20 protein-coding genes and 1 tRNA gene are annotated in these 19,392 nt (G+C 58.1%); 13 read left to right on the top strand and 8 right to left on the bottom strand.

Annotated elements, in window-relative coordinates; all coding sequences use genetic code 11:
- Nucleotides 1-194: 194 nt before the first annotated feature.
- Nucleotides 195-962, top strand: a complete 768-nt coding sequence (locus F451_RS25425) for a ceramidase domain-containing protein (protein ID WP_020681504.1) — start codon at nt 195-197, stop codon at nt 960-962.
- Here the strand turns inward: F451_RS25425 and F451_RS25420 are convergent.
- From F451_RS25420 to F451_RS0111405, 6 genes are all read right to left on the bottom strand, one after another.
- Nucleotides 959-1,891 (bottom strand): NAD(P)-dependent oxidoreductase, encoded by a 933-nt coding sequence (locus tag F451_RS25420; RefSeq protein WP_020681503.1) that lies wholly within the window; start codon nt 1,889-1,891, stop codon nt 959-961. The two genes, F451_RS25425 and F451_RS25420, sit on opposite strands and share 4 nt — an antisense overlap.
- 54 nt (nt 1,892-1,945) lie before the next feature.
- Complete coding sequence (locus F451_RS0111425; protein ID WP_020681502.1) at nt 1,946-2,281, bottom strand: TusE/DsrC/DsvC family sulfur relay protein; 336 nt, start codon at nt 2,279-2,281, stop codon at nt 1,946-1,948.
- A 1-nt stretch (nt 2,282) separates the two neighbouring features.
- Nucleotides 2,283-2,570 carry a sulfurtransferase complex subunit TusB gene (tusB, locus tag F451_RS0111420; RefSeq protein WP_020681501.1) on the bottom strand — a complete coding sequence of 96 codons (288 nt, stop codon included), beginning with the start codon at nt 2,568-2,570 and terminating at the stop codon, nt 2,283-2,285.
- A gap of 2 nt (nt 2,571-2,572) precedes the next feature.
- On the bottom strand, nt 2,573-2,938 hold the full coding sequence (gene tusC / locus F451_RS0111415; RefSeq protein ID WP_020681500.1) for a sulfurtransferase complex subunit TusC: 366 nt from the start codon (nt 2,936-2,938) through the stop codon (nt 2,573-2,575).
- A 1-nt stretch (nt 2,939) separates the two neighbouring features.
- Nucleotides 2,940-3,332 (bottom strand): sulfurtransferase complex subunit TusD, encoded by a 393-nt coding sequence (gene tusD / locus F451_RS0111410; protein WP_020681499.1) that lies wholly within the window; start codon nt 3,330-3,332, stop codon nt 2,940-2,942.
- A gap of 175 nt (nt 3,333-3,507) precedes the next feature.
- Complete coding sequence (locus F451_RS0111405) at nt 3,508-4,173, bottom strand: Bax inhibitor-1/YccA family protein (protein ID WP_020681498.1); 666 nt, start codon at nt 4,171-4,173, stop codon at nt 3,508-3,510.
- 119 nt (nt 4,174-4,292) lie between these two features.
- Between F451_RS0111405 and F451_RS0111400 the strand changes: the two genes are divergently transcribed.
- The 7 genes from F451_RS0111400 (at nt 4,293) to F451_RS0111370 (ending at nt 12,977) form a co-directional block, all read left to right on the top strand.
- Nucleotides 4,293-4,380: transfer RNA gene (locus F451_RS0111400), tRNA-Ser, on the top strand.
- Nucleotides 4,381-4,423: 43 nt separating this feature from the next.
- On the top strand, nt 4,424-5,158 hold the full coding sequence (locus tag F451_RS0111395; protein ID WP_020681497.1) for a pseudouridine synthase: 735 nt from the start codon (nt 4,424-4,426) through the stop codon (nt 5,156-5,158).
- A 255-nt stretch (nt 5,159-5,413) separates the two neighbouring features.
- Complete coding sequence (gene mtnN, locus F451_RS0111390) at nt 5,414-6,172, top strand: 5'-methylthioadenosine/S-adenosylhomocysteine nucleosidase (protein ID WP_020681496.1); 759 nt, start codon at nt 5,414-5,416, stop codon at nt 6,170-6,172.
- 841 nt (nt 6,173-7,013) lie between these two features.
- The gene (locus tag F451_RS0111385; protein ID WP_205624008.1) at nt 7,014-8,891 is read left to right on the top strand and encodes an ABC transporter ATP-binding protein; all 1,878 of its coding nucleotides are present in this window, start codon (nt 7,014-7,016) and stop codon (nt 8,889-8,891) included.
- Nucleotides 8,888-10,804 carry an ABC transporter substrate-binding protein gene (locus F451_RS0111380; protein ID WP_020681494.1) on the top strand — a complete coding sequence of 639 codons (1,917 nt, stop codon included), beginning with the start codon at nt 8,888-8,890 and terminating at the stop codon, nt 10,802-10,804. Before F451_RS0111385 ends, F451_RS0111380 begins: the two co-directional genes overlap by 4 nt.
- A 2-nt stretch (nt 10,805-10,806) precedes the next feature.
- Entirely contained in the window at nt 10,807-11,805 is a 999-nt protein-coding gene (locus F451_RS0111375; RefSeq protein ID WP_020681493.1) for an ABC transporter permease, read from the top strand.
- A complete protein-coding gene (locus tag F451_RS0111370; protein WP_020681492.1) occupies nt 11,802-12,977 on the top strand; it encodes an ABC transporter permease in 1,176 nt (391 codons plus the stop codon). Before F451_RS0111375 ends, F451_RS0111370 begins: the two co-directional genes overlap by 4 nt.
- 13 nt (nt 12,978-12,990) lie before the next feature.
- On the opposite strand, the gene F451_RS0111365 is transcribed toward F451_RS0111370, so the two are convergent.
- Nucleotides 12,991-13,476: a TlpA disulfide reductase family protein gene (locus F451_RS0111365; RefSeq protein ID WP_020681491.1), complete on the bottom strand. Its 486-nt coding sequence runs from the start codon at nt 13,474-13,476 to the stop codon at nt 12,991-12,993.
- 134 nt (nt 13,477-13,610) lie between these two features.
- Between F451_RS0111365 and F451_RS0111360 the strand changes: the two genes are divergently transcribed.
- Entirely contained in the window at nt 13,611-14,474 is an 864-nt protein-coding gene (locus tag F451_RS0111360; RefSeq protein WP_020681490.1) for an NAD(P)-dependent oxidoreductase, read from the top strand.
- 319 nt (nt 14,475-14,793) lie between these two features.
- The gene (locus tag F451_RS27735; protein ID WP_020681489.1) at nt 14,794-14,946 is read left to right on the top strand and encodes a hypothetical protein; all 153 of its coding nucleotides are present in this window, start codon (nt 14,794-14,796) and stop codon (nt 14,944-14,946) included.
- Nucleotides 14,947-15,014: 68 nt separating this feature from the next.
- Here the strand turns inward: F451_RS27735 and F451_RS0111350 are convergent, their stop codons facing one another.
- Complete coding sequence (locus F451_RS0111350) at nt 15,015-16,097, bottom strand: ABC transporter substrate-binding protein (protein WP_020681488.1); 1,083 nt, start codon at nt 16,095-16,097, stop codon at nt 15,015-15,017.
- A gap of 142 nt (nt 16,098-16,239) precedes the next feature.
- Between F451_RS0111350 and F451_RS0111345 the strand changes: the two genes are divergently transcribed.
- From F451_RS0111345 to F451_RS0111335, 3 genes are read left to right on the top strand one after another with little or no spacing between them, the layout of a single operon-like run.
- Nucleotides 16,240-17,295 carry a FecCD family ABC transporter permease gene (locus F451_RS0111345; protein ID WP_026291698.1) on the top strand — a complete coding sequence of 352 codons (1,056 nt, stop codon included), beginning with the start codon at nt 16,240-16,242 and terminating at the stop codon, nt 17,293-17,295.
- The gene (locus tag F451_RS0111340) at nt 17,295-18,119 is read left to right on the top strand and encodes an ABC transporter ATP-binding protein (protein WP_020681486.1); all 825 of its coding nucleotides are present in this window, start codon (nt 17,295-17,297) and stop codon (nt 18,117-18,119) included. Before F451_RS0111345 ends, F451_RS0111340 begins: the two co-directional genes overlap by 1 nt.
- Nucleotides 18,119-19,375 carry an MFS transporter gene (locus tag F451_RS0111335; protein WP_020681485.1) on the top strand — a complete coding sequence of 419 codons (1,257 nt, stop codon included), beginning with the start codon at nt 18,119-18,121 and terminating at the stop codon, nt 19,373-19,375. The genes F451_RS0111340 and F451_RS0111335 overlap by 1 nt, the downstream gene beginning before the upstream one ends.
- The last annotated feature ends 17 nt before the right edge of the window (nt 19,376-19,392 follow it).

Below are 19,392 nucleotides of genomic sequence, written 5' to 3'. Positions count from 1 at the left end.
TCACTCTGCAATACCGCTGGGTTCATTCTAGGATGCTTGATCGACTTTGGTTGCGCAAATTGCAACCCGGGTCAGAATGGTGGTGAAAACCAGCCGATAGCGGAGGTGAATGTATGCGAAACCTCAGAAGAGACCACTCTGCAGGGGCTGGGGCACAGCGGTTAAGAGCGCGATTCTTCTTAGCCGGCGGCGCAGTGCTGCTGCTTTTGCTGACACCCCCGCTGTCCCAGAGCCTGGACTACCACGACTTCGCCGATCACCGAACCCTGCTGGGTATTGCCAACGCGGTCGATGTACTGACAAACCTGCCATTCGTGCTGGTGGGCCTGGTCGGGCTGCGTCTATTGCAGAAAATAGCACCGGCTGCCGACTCGCCGCTGGCGGGGATGTACCGCGTATTCATGGCGGGGCTGATTCTGGTGGGGGTCGGTTCCGGCTGGTATCACCTGCATCCGGATAACGACAGCCTGTTCTGGGATCGTTTGCCGATGGCGGCCTGCTTTGCGTCCTTCTGTTCGCTGGTCGTCTGCGAGCGGGTCGGTGAAACTGCGGGTCTGCGGCTCTGTGCCTGGCTGATGCCGCTGGCGCTGGCGAGCGTTCAGTACTGGCGCTGGCTGGATGACCTGCGACCGTACCTGCTGATACAGTTCGGGCCCCTGCTGGTTATGCCGTTTGTTCTGTTGTTCAGGCGCGGGCCTGGCACCCTGTGGCTATGGCTGATGTTGCTGTGTTATGGCCTGGCGAAGGTGCTGGAAATGAATGACAGGGCGTTGTTCGAGCTCACTGCAGGCTGGATGAGCGGGCATGGCTTCAAGCACCTGATGGCGGCTGCCGCCGCATCAATGCTGGTTATCAAGCTTCACCTCGTTGGCGTGACCCCACAAGATCCAGGTCCTGAAGCTGGCGGCCGGGTGCGGGTGCGAGCCGCAAAAAATCCGGCTCGCAGCAGGCGTGGGCATTAGTCGGTAATGCTGTCGCCGTCAGGTCGTTGGGTGGGCTTGTCGTTAAGGCGCGCCGGTGCGTTGAGCGCTTCGAGCTGCAGCAGCAATCCACTGTGATCGACGTTGTCCAGTCCGCGCTCGACCAGCTGTGCATACTGGGCGAAGGCCTGTTCGGTCAGCGGCAGCTGCAGATCTTCAGCGCTGGCGGTGTCGAGGACGGTTTGCAGGTCCTTGAGCTGTACGCGGGCGGTTCCGCCTGGCATGAAGCTGCGATCAATCATGCGCTGACCATGCAGTTCAAGTATGCGGCTGCCGGCGAAGCCGCCGAGCAGGGCTTCTCGCACGGCTGCCGGGTCGGCGCCACCCTGTGCGGCCAGCAGCAGTGCTTCGGCAACGGCACCAATGGTAATGCCGACAATTGCCTGATTGGCACACTTCGCGAGTTGGCCAGAACCCGCCGGGCCTATGTAGGTGGCTGCTTTTCCAAGGCAGGCGAACAGCGGTCCCGCGCGTTCGAAGTCCGCCTTGCTGCCGCCCACCATAATGGACAGACTGGCCTGTTCCGCACCGACGGTACCGCCGGATACCGGCGCGTCGAGATAACCATGGTTACGTTCGGCCAACATCCCGCTGTGGCGTTTGGCCATGGCGGGCGGAATTGAACTCATGTCGATAATCAGCGCGCCGGGTTTTAGGGCTGCCAGTGTTGCTGGACTGCAGAGGATCGCATCCACGACAGGGCCATTTTCCAGCATGCTGATAACGATATCGGCGTCCTTTACCGCGTCATGTGTCTGCTTGCAGGGAATGGCGCCGTCGCTGCGCAATGCTTCGGCCTTGCTGTGGGTGCGATTCCAGACATTGAGGGGATAGCCTGCGCGCAGCAGGTTGAGGGCCATCGGGTGGCCCATGAGGCCAATTCCAAGAAATGCGATGCGGGGCTTGTTCATTGTTATTGTCACTGCTGGCTAAAAGTTGGCAACCGGCGTGCTGACGCCATGGCGTTACAGGCAGTTGGTCGGTTTGGGTAGACCGGCAAGCCGTGCCGCAAGCTTGGCCGGGCTGTCGGGGAACAGCTTGAGCAGATAGATGCTGCGGCCTTTTTCCGGGCCCAGGTTCAGGCTTACGGCCTTTACCAGCGGGCGCATGGCCGGTGCATGTTCAAAGCGCTGGTAAAAGTCCCGCAGCAGGTAGAGTACCTCCCAGTGGGCCTCGCTCAGGTGCAGCGGTATCTCGGCGGCCAGTGCTTCCGCGACCTGAGGTGACCACTGAGACAGGTCGCGTAGATAGCCTTCGTTATCCAGCTCAATCCTGTGATCGTTCAGTTCAAGATGTGCCATGTTAATACCAGCTGATGACGCGGGCATGGTCGCAGCAAAGTTGTACGAAGCCGGCGTCATCCACCTGCTTGATGCCAGGGGCAAGGCGGTTGTTGAGGCCTCGCGCTGCGACGTCGGCGGCAAGCACGCAGGCGGCGACACCGGCGGGCAATTGCAATGGCAGGCTGGCCTGGGCGCAATAGGCGCCATCTTCTATCAGCAGCAGGGTGTCTCCGCTGCTGCAGGCGCGCAGGCAGTCGGCCAGCAAGGCTGCGTTGGAGGGGGGGCGGTTCAGCGTATGCAGGGTCATAGTCAAAAACTCAGTACCACATCGTGAGTGCGAATCAGCTGTGCAATGGCGTCGGTATCGAGCAGCTGGACAGGCAACAGGCAGTCGTCGACACCCAGGTTGCGGCTTTGCATAGCATCGCTGCAGGCGTAAAGCTGATCAATATCGTACATGGGCAGGGCACTGAGCGTGGCCCCGAGATTCTTCTGCTGTATGCCGCCAGGCTGTTGAGCCTGCAGCAGTTGGTAAACGCCGTCATCAAGAAACAGCATGCTGACGGGTTGCTCGAATACCGCGGTTGTGAGGGCGGTATCCAGTGCGTCCCGGGCATGGCTGCTGCCATAGGGCGGGCGGCGTGAAATCACCAGAAAGCGTTTGCGTGTGCTCATTTCAGGCTCCGAAAGTGATCATTCGATCGGACACGATTGCCGCTTCGGTCAGCTGGCCCAGGCCGGACAGCTCAAAACCTTCATGCAGGTTATGGCCGGGCTTTTCGTAGCGGTGTGCTTCATTGGCGTCCAGTACGCCGCGGCGCACCGCGGCGGCGATACACACCACCAGATCCAGCCCATGGGTCTGGGCGAGTGTCTGCCAGCGGTCGGGCAGGTTGGGTTCGTCCTGCGGAGGTGTCGCCAGTGCGGAGGCGCCATGAATGCCGTCACCGTAAAAAAACACGCGATGAATACTGTGTCCCTGTGCTAAACAGGCGACGGCAAAGCGATAGGCACTTTCGGCGGCCTGATGGCTGTGGGGGGCCGCATAAACCAGTAGCGAAAAGATCATGTTCAACCTGTCCGGTGGTGCATGTTGAATAGAGCCGACAGCAATTCAAGGGCTGGATAGGCGCGTCAGCCTGAACAAGTTGCTGTTTCTGAATGCAAAAGCCCCGCTATCTTAGCAAAGATAGCGGGGCTTGGCAGTCGCTTTGCCTGTGGCCGGCGTTGGCCGGCGGCAAAAATCAGTCGCTGCTGGTAACGCCGAGGATCTGCAGCAGGCTGACGAAGATGTTGTAAATGGAGACGTACAGCGTCACCGTCGCAGAAATGTAGTTGGTTTCACCGCCACGTACGATCGATTGTGTCGTCAGCAGGATGGCGCCGGCCGAGAACAGGATGAACATCGCACTGATCGCCAGCGACAGTGCCGGCATCTGCAGGAAGATATTGGCGATCACAGCGACAATCAGAACCACGAAACCCGCCAGCATCATGCCGCCCAGGAAGGACAGGTCCCGCTTGGTGGTAAGGGCATAAGCCGAAGTGGTGAAGAAGGTCAGGGCAGTACCACCCAGAGCCATCATGACAATTTCAGAACCGCCACGGGCAAGGACAATATTGATGATCGGACCCAGCGTATAGCCCATAAAGCCAGTCAGCAGGAATACAAACAGCAGCCCCAGGGAGCTGTTGCGGTTTTTCTCGGTCAGGAAGAGCAGGCCGTAAAAGCCCACCAGCGTGATAATCAGGCCCGGACGGGGAAGGGCCATGGCCGCAGCTACGCCTGCGATAATGGCAGACCATGCCAGCGTAATACCCAGCAGAAAGTAGGTGTTGCGCAGGACCTTGTTGGTCGCCAGGGCGGATGAACTGTAAGCATCGTTATTGATGGTACGAACGTTACGCATGGTTTCCCTCGATTGATTTCAGTCCGATAGGCACATCATGCCCTTTATATATGAATTTACAAGCCTTTCTACTGTTTGACTTCCGCTTGATTACACGTACACTATGCGCCGCAAGTCGTGGTGAGGTGGCTGAGTGGCCGAAAGCACCGGTTTCGAAAACCGGCGAGTCGAAAGGCTCCCAGGGTTCAAATCCCTGCCTCACCGCCATTCTCTTGCGTCTCCAGATCCCGCCTGAGCCTGATATAGTACCATGTCCGAGCTGAAGATCCTGTTTGAGGACGAATATCTCGTCGCTATAGACAAGCCTTCGGGTCTGTTGGTTCACCCCAGTTGGATTGCCCCTGCCTATACCCCCAATGCCGTCGCGCAGCTCAGGGAGTACCTGCAGGACACTGTCTACACCGTTCATCGTCTCGATCGCGCCACGTCCGGTGTCATTCTGTTCGCCAAGCAAAAGCAGATTGCCCATGACATGAATCTTGCTTTTGCAGAGCGTCGAGTAAAAAAGACCTATCTGTGTGTCACCCGTGGTTATACGCCGGAAGCCGGCCTGATCGATTACGCACTCAAGCCTATCTTCGACAAGAAGGCGGATCCCTTTGCGGACCCGGACAAGCCAGCCAAGGAGGCGCGAAGCGAGTTTCGTCGTTTGGCGACCATAGAGCTGCCATTCCCGGTCAGTCGTTACCCCAGTGCGCGCTATTCCCTGGTGGAAGTGAAGCCGCACACAGGGCGCAAGCATCAGATACGGCGTCATATGAAGCATATTTTCCATCCACTGGTGGGTGATACCGCCCATGGAGATGGAAAGCACAATCGGCTGTTCCGTGAAAAATTCGATCTGCACCGGTTGCTGTTGATGGCCACTGAGCTCGAGTTCATCCATCCTGTGAGCGGGGCCGCCGTGCACCTGCAGTGTCCGGTTGATGCGGCGTGTGACCGGCTGTTCAGCCGTTTTGGCTGGGATGGCCTTTATCTGCGTTAAGGCAGGGATGCCGCAACTCTTCTGTCCAGGTTCAATTCTGTTTCCTAAAGTTGCATCTAAGGCGACGCCGGTGGCTGGATTCGGCGAGCAAGAACGCAGGTTTTCCGCTTTTTTGTGCCAAACTTCCAATCAGAAAGAGAAATAATCCGTTCTGGCCCCATTAATGTGGCCAGCACTATTCTTTCTGGTGGGTAAATTACGTATTCTTTGCCCGCGAAAAATATAATTCACAGAGAACAACGGTAGTTACGATAGATGAGCACGCGCCTCGCTGACATAATCAAGCAAAAGGATAAATTACGCATCGGTATCATTGGTGCGATGGACCAGGAAGTCGAACTGCTGAAATCTGCCTTGCAGCAGGTTGAAGAGCATCAATACGCGGGTTATTCCTTCTATATCGGACTGATGCACGGGCAGTCCGTAGTGCTGTTGAAATCGGGTATCGGCAAGGTGAATGCGGCGGTCGGTACGGCGTTGCTGCTACAGATATTCAAGCCCGACTGTGTCATCAACACGGGCTCGGCCGGTGGGTTCGATGAAAAGCTCGAAGTGGGTGATATCGTCATCTCCACCGAAGTGCGTCACCACGATGTGGATGTCACGGTGTTTGGTTACGAGCCCGGCCAGGTGCCTGGTTTGCCTGCCGCGTTTGAACCTGATCTGCTGCTGGCGCAGCTTGCCGAGCAGTGTATCGGTCAAATGCAGGGTATGAAAACGGTGCGTGGACTGATCGCCACCGGTGACAGCTTCATGAACTGCTCTGATCGGGTGGCTAAAACCCGCGCACTCTTTCCGACGATGAAAGCGGTGGAAATGGAAGCAGCGGCCATCGCTCAGACCTGCCACAGCTTTGACGTTCCCTTTATCGTGATTCGGGCTCTTTCCGACATTGCCGGAAAGGAATCAAATCTGTCCTTCGATCAGTTCCTTGAAACAGCGGCCACCCATTCTGCGGAAATGGTGATGGCGATCGTCAAGAGTCTGGCTGCCCACGTCACCGCGAAAGCCTGATCCATCCACCGCTGCAGCCCCCAGGATGTGAACTTCATCCTGGGGGCTGCCTTCGGGCCCCCTGTGCGCTCACAAAACAGTTCTCTGCGCATCCTGTTACTCACCCGATGAGCCCTGGATGAAGCAGGGATGCCGAATTATTGGGCCTTCTTCCGGAAAGAGGGCCCAATGCGAGCGCCACCCCTTCCCGCGAAAAAGTCCAGCCTGTGGGCGTACACTGTCGCCCACTCTGTTGGGCTAAGAAGCATGTTGCGTGGCCGCTAGGGCGCATGAACTACAGCGACGTTCTGAGTGCGGCTTATGCAGGAGCGATACGTGTCCATGTGCCTGTGACATGAACGTCAGGGACGATGCAAGCCCTTGCATCGCAGGCGCCAATCAAAAAACGCCCGGACTTCCTGTGCCTAATCGATAGATACAAATACCTGGAAGAATCAGTTTGACCGCCAGCTTAACAGTCGACTGTCGACCGGGCCTCGCCAAGGCTATGCTCGAGTAACGGCGATACTGCTTGAATTTTCCAGGCTGTAGTACATTAATGACGTCTTCGTTCGCTGTGTGCATTTGCTGTTTGGGTGCTACCCGTTATCTTTAGTACAGCATTGAATTGCGCACCGTTATATTCATGGCTTTTGCTGTGACTATTGTGTGTAATACTGTCTCAGTATGGCGACGGATTTTATCTGCTTGATACAATAGGGCTATATAACAAAAACAGCTAGACTTTGATCAGTTTCTGATTAGTGCTCATAGCACCGTTTGCAGGGGTTCAACAGAGCCTGCACCGGTCTTTATTTGGTCAGAATCTCTTTAGTTATGCGGTATATCGAGAGGCCTGATTTTGAGTGATTTATTGACGGTAAAGGATCTTCGCGTTTCGTTCCGTTTGCCGGAAGGCGTGATCGAAGCAGTCAAAGGCGTGTCATTCAGCATAGCGCCAGGGGCGTCTGTGGCGCTGGTTGGCGAGTCGGGTTCGGGCAAGTCGGTGATCAGCCAGGCGATTATGGGCCTGCTTCCCAAAGCCGGTGTGATCGATTCCGGCCAGATTCTGTTTCGTGATCCACAGTCCGGTCAGACTGTCGACATTGCGGCCCTGCATCGCGATAGTGCACAGATGCGCGCGATTCGTGGTGGCTCTATCTCGATTATTTTTCCTGAGCCCAGCACATCGCTGTCGGCACTGCACACGATTGGCGATCAGATCAGTGAAGCCTTGCGCCTGCACCGTAGCGTCGGTAATGCCGAAGCGCAGGAGCTCACCCGCGAAATTCTGCACCTGGCCGGTTTCGCGGATGCGCGCCGAGCCCTCAAAACCTATCCGTTCGAATTGTCAGGCGGCCTTCGTCAGCGGGCCATGATCGCCATGGCGCTGGTCTGTCATCCGTCTTTGCTCATTGCCGACGAGCCCACCACGGCGCTGGATGTCACCATTCAGGCACAGATTCTCAAGCAAATCCGGGATCTGCAGCATGAACTCAAGATGGCGCTGCTCCTGATCACGCATGATCTTGGCGTGGTCGCCAACATGGCAGAGGAAGTCGTGGTGGTATATCACGGTGAACTGATGGAGGCGGGCACCCTGGATCATATTTTCAGGCAACCGTCGCATCCCTATCTGCAGGCGCTGCTCAAGGCGGTGCCGCGTTTTGGTATGCGCCCGGACGAACGTTTGGTGCCCATTCGTGAAATTCGCCCCAACACCGACAACCTGCATACGCCCAAGCACCCACTGCCGGCCACCGCGGATCTCGACAAGCCGATTCTGAGCGTACGCAATATCCGCAAGCAGTTCCGCATTCGTTCTGCGGCGGGGGGGAGTGAATCAAACATTCTGGCGGTGGACAATGTCAGCTTCGATATTAAGCGTGGCGAATGCCTGGGGCTGGTGGGGGAGAGCGGTTGTGGCAAGACCACACTGAGTAAAATTCTGATGCGGGCGTTGAGCCCCGATGAAGGCAGTGTCAGTTTCTATGATGGCTACCGAGATCGGGATTTGCAGTCCCTCGCCGGGCAGGAGTTGCTGGATTTTCGTCAACGCATGCAATTCATGTTTCAGGATCCGTTCTCGTCGCTTAATCCGCGCATGACCATTCTTGATATTATCACCGAGCCTTTGGTTATCCATGGCATTGGCACGCACCTGGAGCGACAGTCTCTGGCGCGTGAGCTGATGGAGCTGGTCGGACTGGATGTGCGTTACCTGCAGCGCTACCCGCACAGTTTTTCGGGTGGGCAGCGTCAGCGAATTGGTATAGCGCGCGCGTTGGCACTGAGCCCTGATCTGATTATTTGCGATGAACCCGTTTCAGCGCTGGATGTTTCTGTCCAGGCCCAGATACTGAATCTGCTCAGGGATCTGCAGGCACAACTGGGCCTGACTTACCTGTTTATCAGCCACAACCTGGCGGTGGTGGATTACATCGCCGACCGTATTGCGGTGATGTGTCGTGGGCAGCTGGTGGAAATCGCACCCAAGGCGCTGCTGTTCAGCCGTCCGTTGCATCCCTATACAAGGACCTTGCTCAGTGCTGTGCCTGATCCCAATCCGGATCACCTGCTAGACTTCGAGCGACTGATGCTTGATCGCGCCTCCTGCCCGGAGAACTGGCCCGTACCGTTCACTCATCATCCGGACGCTCCCGCATCGTTAATTGAATTTGAAAAGGGTCATTTTGTCCGTGTGATGGCCGGAACGCGCCCTGAGGAGCTGGTAGCATGAAATTTTTAAACTGGCGTTGTAGTCTGGTTCTGTTGTCACTGTTTGGCTGCAGCCAGGCGCTAATGGCCGCTGATTATTCGCAGGCGCCCTCGCTGGATGCGCGCGTGGCCAGTGGCGAGCTGCCGCCGGTAGAGGCGCGTTTGCCACAGGTGCCGCTCACGCTGGATTTTACTGGCAATACCCGGCAGTTAGGTCAGTACGGCGGCAAACTGTCGATGTTGATGGGAAAGGAAAAAGACACCCGGCGCATGACGGTGTATGGCTATGCTCGCCTGGTGCGATATAACGAGCAGCTCGACCTGGTGCCGGATATCGTCGAGTCCGTCGACATCGAGCAGGACCGGGTGTTTACCTTCCATTTGCGACCCGGTCATCGCTGGTCCGATGGAGCTCCGTTTACCTCTGACGATTTTCGTTACTGGTGGGAGGATATTGCCAATAACGACCAGCTCTATCCGGTGGGGCCGCCTGCCGAACTGTTGGTAAACGATAAGTTTCCCGAGGTCAGCTTCCCGGATGCTGTCACAGTGCGCTATGCCTGGGCCGCGCCCAACCCTGAATTTCTGGCCCGTCTGGCCTCGGCCACGCCGCTTTATATCTATGCGCCGGCACATTATCTGAAGCAGTTTCACATCAAGTACACTGAAGCCTACGCACTCGCCGAGCGAGTGCTGGACAATGGCAAGCGTGACTGGGCTGCGCTTCATACTGCCATGGGCAGGCTCTACCGCGCTGATAACCCCGATTTGCCCGTGCTGCAGCCCTGGCATCAAACGACTGCAAGCCCGAGCAGCCGCTACCTGTTTGAGCGCAATCCGTTCTTTCACCGTGTTGACCCAGAAGGCCGGCAGCTGCCCTATATCGATACCGTGATTATGGGGATTACGGAGTCCAAGCTTATTCCGGCCAAGGCGGCGACCGGTGAGACGGATTTGCAGGCCCAGTATCTGCGGTTCAATGACTTCACCCTGCTAAAGCGCAATGCGCCGGAATATAACTATCGCGTCACGCTCTGGCCCATCGCCAAGGGGGCGCATCAGGCGCTTTACCCCAACCTGAATCACAACGATCCCGTCTGGCGCGCGCTGTTCCGTGACGTGCGCTTTCGCCGCGCGCTGTCGCTTGGCATCGATCGGCATGAAATCAATCAGGTGATCTATTACGGCATGGCGGTGGAAGGGCAGAATACGGTTCTGGAACGTTCACCCCTTTACAAACCCGAGTACCGTAAAAGCTGGGCGGAGTTCGATCTCAAGCAGGCCAACCAGTTGCTGGACGATATCGGTTTGACCGAGAAGGATCTCGGCGGCATTCGCAAGTTGCCCGATGGCCGGTTGCTGGAAATTATCGTCGAGACGTTTGATGGCACCAGTGAACAGGCCGATGTGCTGCAGCTTATCGCCGATAAATGGCGTCAGCTGGGTATCAAGCTCCATATCAAACCGTCTAATCTCGATAATGTGCGTCGACGTGTCTATGCCGGCGAGACCCTGATGACCATCTCGTCCGGGCTTGAGAACGGCATTGCCACGGCGGCCAATTCACCTGCTGAACTGGCGCCGGTACGCCAGGACTATTATCAGTGGCCAAAGTTTGGCCAGTTCAAGGAAACCCATGGCGCCGCAGGAGTGGCCCCCGACTTTCCCGAGGCCAAGCAGTTGATGACGCTGCTGGATGAGTGGTACCAGGCGGATTCCATAGAACGGCGCCGTGAGATCTGGCATGAAATGCTGCAGATCAACGCCGATAACCTGTTCAGTATTGGTATTCTGGCCGGTGTCATGAACCCCATCGCTATCAATAGCCGCTTGCATAATGTTCCCGACAAGGGCATCTGGAACTGGGATCCCGGTGCTCATTTTGGTCTCTACTCGCCAGATACATTCTGGTTCGAGCAGGGATCGGCGCACTGATTATGCTGAAATACGTCGTTCGCAGAGTCTTCATGATGATTCCCACGCTGCTGGTTATCAGCGTGCTGGTGTTCACCATTATCCAGCTGCCGCCGGGTGACTACCTGACGACCATGGTGAACGAGCTGCAGGCTCAGGGCGAAAACGTCAACCAGGAGCGCGTCGCTTATCTGCGTGAGCAATATGGCATGGATCGCTCGATCGTGGAGCAGTATTTATACTGGGTGTGGGGCATGCTGCATGGCGACATGGGGCATTCTTTCGAGCATGACAAGCCGGTCAACGAGGTGGTGGGGGACCGCATGTACCTGACCATACTTGTGGCGTTCGTCACGACCCTGTTCGTCTATGTGATGTCATTTCCAATCGGTGTCTATTCCGCTGTGCGTCAATACAGCATTGGTGATTTCACGTTGTCCTTTATTGGCTTTATCGGTCTGGCAACGCCCAATTTCCTGCTGGCGCTGATTCTCATGTACATGGCCAAGGCTTATTTCGGTACGGATATCGGTGGTTTGATGGATGCACAGTACATCGATCAGCCCTGGACCATGGACAAGGTGATGTCGGTGCTGGCGCATCTATGGGTGCCCGTGGTGGTGATTGGTACCTCCGGCACCGCCGGCATGATACGGCGCCTGCGGGCCAATTTGCTGGATGAGCTGCACAAGCAGTATGTGGTCACCGCCAAGGCCAAGGGTCTGTCGCCCGTCAAGACGCTGGTCAAGTATCCACTGCGCATGGCGCTCAATCCCTTCATCGCCGATATCGGCAACCTGTTGCCCGAAATGATATCCGGTGCGGTGATTGTATCGGTGGTATTGGGACTTGAAACCACCGGCCCGATGCTACTCAAGGCGCTACAGTCCCAGGATATGTACCTGGCGGGAAGTTTTCTGATGTTCATTTCGTTGCTGACGGTTTTTGGCACCCTGATTTCGGATCTCGCGCTGGCGGTACTGGATCCGCGCATTCGCCTGGAAGGGGGGCAAAGTCGATGAGCCGTGAGCCCTTAAAGCACTATGTTAATCCCGCACCGTTTAATCCCTACGCAGCGCTTGAGCTGACGCCGGAGCAAGAGCGCTATTATATGGCGTCGCAGTGGCGGCTGGTTTGGTGGAAGCTAAAGCGTCACCGCCTGGCGGTCATCAGCGGCAGTTTTCTGACCCTGATGTATTTTGTTGTGGTGTTTGCCGAAGTTATCGCGCCCTATGAACTGGAAGCGCGCCATGTGGATTATCTGTTTGCGCCGCCACAGGATGTGCACTGGTTCGAGGAGGGCGAGTTCCGGGGACCCTTCGTCTACGGTATCGATGTCACCCTGGACATGGAGCGCCTGCAGTGGGTCTATCAGGAAGATCGCTCCCAGGTAAACCCGATTCGCTTTTTCTGTAGTGGCAGTGACTATGCCGGGGCTGAGTACGAGTTCTGGGGCATGGTCAAGGGTGATTTCCATTTGATCTGCCCGTCGCCGAATAGCCCGATGTTCCTGCTTGGCACTGACCGCATGGGGCGGGACATGCTTTCACGTATCGTTTACGGCGCGCGCATATCGCTCACACTGGGGTTGATCGGTATCGCCATCAGCTTTTTCCTGGGTATCACCATCGGTGGTGTGGCCGGTTACTATGGCGGGCTCGTGGACAATATTGTGCAGCGCACGATCGAAGTTATACGTTCATTCCCCATGCTGCCCCTGTTGATGACGTTATCGGCGGTGCTGCCGGTGACCTGGCCGCCAACGCTCATCTTTCTCGGTATTACGGTCCTGCTTGCGTTGCTCGACTGGCCGGGTCTGGCCCGTGCCGTGCGTTCCAAACTGCTGGCGTTGCGTGAAGAGGACTTCTGTGTCGCGGCGCAGCTCATGGGTGCCAAGCCTGGCCGCGTCATCATGAAGCATTTGATGCCGAGTTTTTTGAGTCACTTGATTGCATCGGCCACTCTCTCCATACCCACCATGATTCTGGGTGAAACGGCACTGAGTTTTCTTGGCCTGGGTTTGCGCCCGCCGGTTACCAGTTGGGGCGTTCTGCTGAACGAGGCGCAGAACATTAATTACGTGGTGCTGTACCCCTGGTTGCTGTATCCGGTCATTCCGGTCATTCTGGTCGTGCTCGCCTATCAGTTTCTGGGTGACGGCCTGTTGGATGCCGCCGACCCCTACAAGCATTAGCGCCGGCGGGCGCTCAGGGCTTGAGCCAGGTTTCAATCTGGCTGATGCGTTCCGGCGAGTCCCATTCGTGGCCGCCGGCCACGGTCTCCAGCAGTTGGCCGTCGCGGTCATATAGATAGCTCATTGGCAGTCCAGGGATGCCCAGTTCCCGAAACGCACTGCCTGATTCATCCAGCAACAGCTCAAAGGCCAGTGGTGTACCCAGCTGCTGCCTGAAGCTGGCGATGGCCTCTGGCGTTTCACCGACATTGACGGCCACGACCGCCAGATCAGAGTCATCGAAGTGTTGTTGCAGCCGCGTCATTGAGGGCATTTCACGGATGCAGGGCGGGCACCAGGTGGCCCAGAAATTCAACAACAGAATCTTGCCGCGATACTTCTCCAGTGGAGCCGGATTGCGTTCGAGGTCCGCAAAACTCAGTTGATAGACGGACTCCTGGGCACTGGCGGGCATCAGGCTGGCGATTGTAAGGGCGAGGCCCAGCAGAGCTGATTTCATGGCAGCATTCTTTTTTGTCCTTGGCCTGTGAGCTTATCAGTCCTGTTGTGTGAGGTCACCGCTGTTCTGTGGCTGGCCAGGCAGGGATGATCTGTGGCATAACAGAGGCCCGCAAACAGTGCATAGGACATGACATGAAACTGGCATTTCTGGGATTGGGCACCATGGGATTCCCCATGGCCGGCCACCTGCACGAGGGTGGTCATGAGGTCTGTGTCTACAACCGCACCACGGCGAAAGCGCAGCAGTGGGTCGGGGAGTACGGCGGCGATTTCGGCGAAACGCCGGCGCAGGCGGCGGCCGGCGCCGAGATCGTGTTCTGCTGCGTCGGCAACGACGACGACCTGCGACAGGTGGTGAACGGCGAGCAGGGGGCTTTCGAGGGCATGGCGCCGGGCGCGATCCTGGTCGACCACACCACGGCGTCGGCGGAAGTGGCGCGGGAACTCGATGCCGCGGCCAGGGCGCGCGGACTGCACTTCATTGACGCGCCGGTGTCGGGCGGCCAGGCCGGTGCGCAGAACGGCGCGCTCAGCATCATGTGCGGCGGCGAGGCCGGGGTGTTCGCCCGTATCGAGCCGGTGATCGCGGCCTACGGCAAGTCGTCGAGCCTGCTCGGCGCCGCGGGTAGCGGCCAGCTGGCCAAGATGGTGAACCAGATCTGCGTCGCCGGCGCCGTCCAGGGCCTGGCAGAAGCGGTGCACTTCATCAAGCGCTCGGGCCTCGACGGCCGTGCCGTCTTCGATGTGATCCGTCACGGCGCCGCCGGTTCCTGGCAGATGGATAACCGCCACGAGGCGATGCTGGATGGTGAGTTCGACTTTGGCTTCGCCGTCGACTGGATGCGCAAGGACCTGCGCATCACGCTGGAGGAAGCCCGCAACAACGGTGCCAGCCTGCCGATCACGGCATTGCTGGACCAGTTCTACGCCGACGTCCAGTCGATGGGCGGGGGGCGCTGGGATACCTGCAGCCTGGTCAAGCGGCTTAAGGATTGATACCGGCACCCCGCGGTGCCGTTCGCCTGCAATTGCTCCTGCATGACAGGGTTTCCCGCCATCCATGGCGGTTGCTTCGCTCAGGGCACCCTACAGTACTTTTCCGGCAACGTAGGGCACCTTGAGCGCTAGCGAAACGTGCCGCCCCCCGCTGGTCATTTCTTCGCCTAGCAGTTAGAATCGCTGCCGACTTTCAGGTTGCTCGAGGCAAAGTCCCCTTTGCCGGAAAGCGAAAAAATAAACGCCTGTGGGGGAAGCGGGCCGTGAAATGCGGCCGCCGGATCCGGAGTACGGGCACAGAATTACAAGGTACGGTTCTATGACTTCTATCGATAAGTACAGCCTGGTCTCTTTCGCTCCCAGCGTTCTGATCGTGGCCACCTGTGTGGTGCTCACGGTCGTGGGCGTGCGCTTCCTGCGCAAGAACATCGCCAAGGACGCCGCCGCTGCGGGTGAGGCCAGCAACGGCTGATCGGCGCCCGGCGCAACAAAAAAGGGGCCCGCATTCGCGGGCCCCTTTTTTGTTGTCGGGAATTGAGTTCAGGGGGCGAGAATGAAAGTGCCTTCTGGCATAAACGGCAGATAGTCTCGGTAAAAGTTCTTGTAGGCTTCTTCTGGGTTCAGGTCGCTGAACAGCTTCGGGTACATGGCTTTGGCGTAGAACTGGATCATGGCGCCATCGAGGATGGTACGACATGCACCGTGATAGGCGCCATAGATGCGGTTTTCCCGGACCGCGTTCAGCGTTGACCAGCCCAGGCGTTGCCTGAAGCCTGCCAGGCGCTCTTTGGCTTCCGTTTCGTCGACACCCTGGCCCATGATCATGCCGTCGTCGCTTCCGGCTGTTTCATAGCCGGTGATGACGATGATGTCCGGGTTGGTCGCGATGATCTGTTCCGGGTTCAGCTTGCCCCACCATTCGACGAAAGGCTCGGATATGTTGTCGCCGCCTGCCATCTTGGAAATGGCGCCCCACATGTTCTTGCCGAATGTATAACCGATCTCGTCAACACCGGCCGAACCGAATTCCGTATAAACTTTCGGCATCGGCAGCCCGGCTTCCTCCAGGCGCCCGGCGATGGTTTTGACGTTGCGGGCGTACTCGGCGGCGATTCTGTCCGCACGTTCCTCCTGCCCGGTGATGACGCCAATCAGTCGGGTGCTCTGTACGTGACGCTCCAGGGTCTGGGCGTTGTAATCGACGACCACGACCGCGATACCTGCGCTTTCCAGGCGCTCGACATCGCTCCCCAGCCCCTTGAATTGCCAGTCGGCCAGCATGATCAGGTCCGGTTGCAGACTGATGACCTTTTCGACCGAAAACGTCTTGGTATCGACACGGCCGATACCGGGAATACGGTCGAGGGACGGGCGGTGCTCGAGATACATTTCCCAGTTGGCCTCGCGCGCCTGCCAGATGTACTTGGACATGCCGACCACCCTGTCATAGGCCGCTTCGGTGCCGATCGCCATATAGTCTTCGGGGTAAAAGCCCACCACTACCCGCTGCGCTGGGGCATCGAAGGTCACTTCCCGGTCCAGCACGTCCGTGACAGTGGTCACTTGCGCAAAGCTCATCGACGAATAGATCAGGGCGGTCAGGCCCAGCAGCTTTTTCAGCATGGGGTTTCCTAAATGATTATTTTGAAAGCATAAAAACCGGCGAATGAAGCAATAATTCAAGCCGGAAGGGTTGTCTGGATTTTATATTTAATTAAAATGCGTATGCAAATGATTCGCAATTAATAATTGTTGGCCTGAACTGATGACATCTCTCTCTTTGGCGGAAAGTCTCCGTCTGCAGCGTCATAACGAGCAGCGCCGTATCTGGATGCTGCTTGCGCTGTTTTGTGTTCTGGCTGCGTCCTTTGTGATGGATATCGCCACCGGCCCCTCGATGCTCGGCGTAGAGGAAGTGGTCAATGTATTGTTGCGACTGGTCGGTGTGCCTGTCGGGGTGCAGCCCACCTCTGAGGTCATCGTCATCAGTCTTCGCCTGCCGATCGCGTTGATGGCGCTGATCGTCGGGGGTGTGCTGGGTGTCGGCGGCGCAGAGATGCAGACCCTGCTGAACAATCCCATGGCCAGCCCCTACACTCTGGGCATGGCGGCGGCGGCTGGATTTGGCGCGGCCCTGATGCTGTATGTCGGTTCGCTCGGACTGAGCACGGAGTTCGCTGTGCCGGTGGGGGCATTCGTCTGCTGCATGTTGTCGGCGGGACTGCTGTTCGGTCTGGCGATGATGCGCCATATCACCTCCGGGCAGCTGATTCTGGCGGGCATTGCGCTGCTGTTCCTGTTTCAGTCGCTGCTGTCGCTGGTCCAGTTTGTATCCTCTCCAGAACTCAGTCAGCAGATACTGTTCTGGCTCTTCGGCAGTCTGACCAAGGCAACCTGGACGAATGTCGGCATTACCGCATCGGTTACCCTGGTCTGCATGACGTTGCTGATGCGCGATGCCTGGAAGCTGACTGCGCTGAGGCTCGGGGAGTCACGGGCAAAGAGCCTCGGGGTGAATGTCGCCCGGTTGCGCCTTAAAACCCTGGTGATAGTGGCATTGATGACCGCCACAGTAACCAGCTTTGTCGGCATCATCGGCTTTATTGGCATCGTCGCTCCGAATATCGCCCGTATGCTGGTCGGCGAGGATCAGCGTTATTTTCTGCCGCTGTCGTTCCTGGTGGGTGCCTTTTTGCTGTCCAGTGCTTCCGTGCTGTCGAAAACCATCGTACCGGGCGCACTGTTTCCCATCGGTATCGTCACGGCCATCATTGGCGTGCCGTTTTTCTTCTGGATGATTATCGGCAAGAGGACGCACTGATGCTCGAAGTAAGGGACTTGTCGCTGGCATTCGATGATCTGCTGCTGGCCGACAGGCTCAATTTTCAGCTACAGGCGGGGAAAATCCACGTCATCATCGGGCCGAACGGTACCGGCAAAAGCTCTTTGCTGAAAGTGCTGTTCGGTGATATCAGACCGCAATCCGGCGACGTGCTGTTCGACGGCGAGCGTCTGGATTACCGCCAGACCGGTCACTGGCGTCAGCGCTTCGGCTACATGCCCCAGGATATCAGGCTCGATATCGGGCTGACGGTGCTCGAGGTCGTGCTGCTGGGGCAGCTGGATGCCCTGTCCCTGAAGCTCAGGGACCCGCTGATCGAAGCCGCCCTCAAGGCGCTGGATCAGGTTGGGCTGTTGCAACTTGCCCATCGCGATGTGCGCACCCTGAGCGGCGGCCAGTGCCAGATGGTCCTGTTCGCCCAGGCGCTGATCCGCAATCCGCGTATCCTGATGCTGGATGAGCCGGTCAGTGCCCTCGATCTGCATTTTCAGCAGGTGTTACTGGATCATCTCTATCAGCAGACGCATCGGCAGCACTGGGTGTCGGTCATGGTTCTGCACGATCTGAATCTGGCCGCGCAGTATGCCGATAATCTGCTGGTGCTCAAAGGCGGCCGACTGATCGCGCAAGGTGCGCCCGCTGCGATTCTGAGTCCCGAGCTGGTGCATGAGGTCTACGGCGTCAGTGCCGAGATCGCATACGATCAACAGGGGGTGCCGTTCATACGAACACCGCGTCGTGGCCGTCCCGGGCAGTCGGTTGCCGCTCCCGAGGCGCAGGTCCGGGCGGTGCTGGCCGGCTGATGCGCACCTCTAATCTGTTGCACGACTGGCGCGAGGTCTCGGTCGCGGGGCGTGTTCTGATCGCTAACGGGTTCACCTTCAATCTGGGGTTCTACATGCTGCTGCCGTACCTGGCGGACCATTTGCAGCGAACCCTGGGGCTCAGTCCCTGGTATGCGGGGCTGGTCATCGGGTTGCGGGTTCTGAGCCAGCAGGGTCTGTTTCTGGTCGGCGGAACCCTGGGCGATTATCTCGGTTACAAGCGCCTGATCCTGTTGGGGTGCGTAGTGCGGGTCGGCGGCTTTGCGCTGCTGGCGATCGCGCAGCAGCTTCCGGCTCTGCTGGCGGGGGCGTTTTTGACCGGTCTGGCCGGCGCGCTATTTACGCCCTCAAGCAATGCCTATCTGGCCTATGAAGCGCCCGATGCCGACAGGCGGGACCGGATCTTTGCGCTGCAGAACTGGAGCAGCGAGGCGGGCATGTTCCTGGGGCCGCTGGTCGGCATTGCGCTGTTGCGCTACGACTTCGCGCTGGTCGGTCTTGGCGCCGCACTGCTGTTTCTGATGCTGCTCTGGATGCAGTGGCGATTTCTGCCGGAGCTGACGACCCAGGAAAAGCGCCAGGGCGCCGATTCGCCGTTCTGGCGACAGTGGCAGACGATGCTGTGCAACCCGCGCTTTATGGGGTTCATCGCCTTCGCCTGCGCCTTTCATCTGTTCTTCCATCAGCTGTACCTGTCGCTGCCCGACGAGGTGAAGACGCGGGGCCTGGATGCTGGCGTGATCACGACGGTCTTCGTGATTTCGTCGGTGCTGGGTATCTGTCTGCAGGTGCCGCTTAACCGGCGCGTGCCCGGGCTGCTAGGGCGAAGTCGTACGATGGGGCTGGGCCTTGCGCTGATGGGTAGCGCCTTTCTCTGGTTCCTGACGCATTTTGCCTCCGACGTCCGCCTGAGTTTCGTCGGTTTCGCCGCGACCTTCAGCCTGGGCTCGATGCTGGTGATGCCGCTTCTCGCTGCCAGCGTGCCGCGCTTTTGCGAGCGTTCGGAACTGGGGAGTTACTACGGTCTCTATTCCTGCGTAGGGGGGCTGGCCGCCTTTTCCGGGCACCTGGTGCTGGGGGGGTTGCTTTCGTCGCCCGGCCTGGAACGCGACTGGATCTGGATCGGACTGGCCGCGATCGGTCTGATGGCAGGGTTCGGCCTTTATCGGCAAATGGAAAAGGATCGGCGGACGGAGCAGGCCGTGGCGAATGCGGGGGAGAGGGTTCCGGGATAGTGCCCGGGCCTTTGTTT

Origin of the sequence: Marinobacterium rhizophilum DSM 18822, from assembly GCF_000378045.1 — a bacterium.
Classification (GTDB): domain Bacteria; phylum Pseudomonadota; class Gammaproteobacteria; order Pseudomonadales; family Balneatricaceae; genus Marinobacterium_A; species Marinobacterium_A rhizophilum.
Note: the sequence above shows the minus strand (reverse complement) of the source record. Positions and strands in the feature narration are given on the sequence as shown.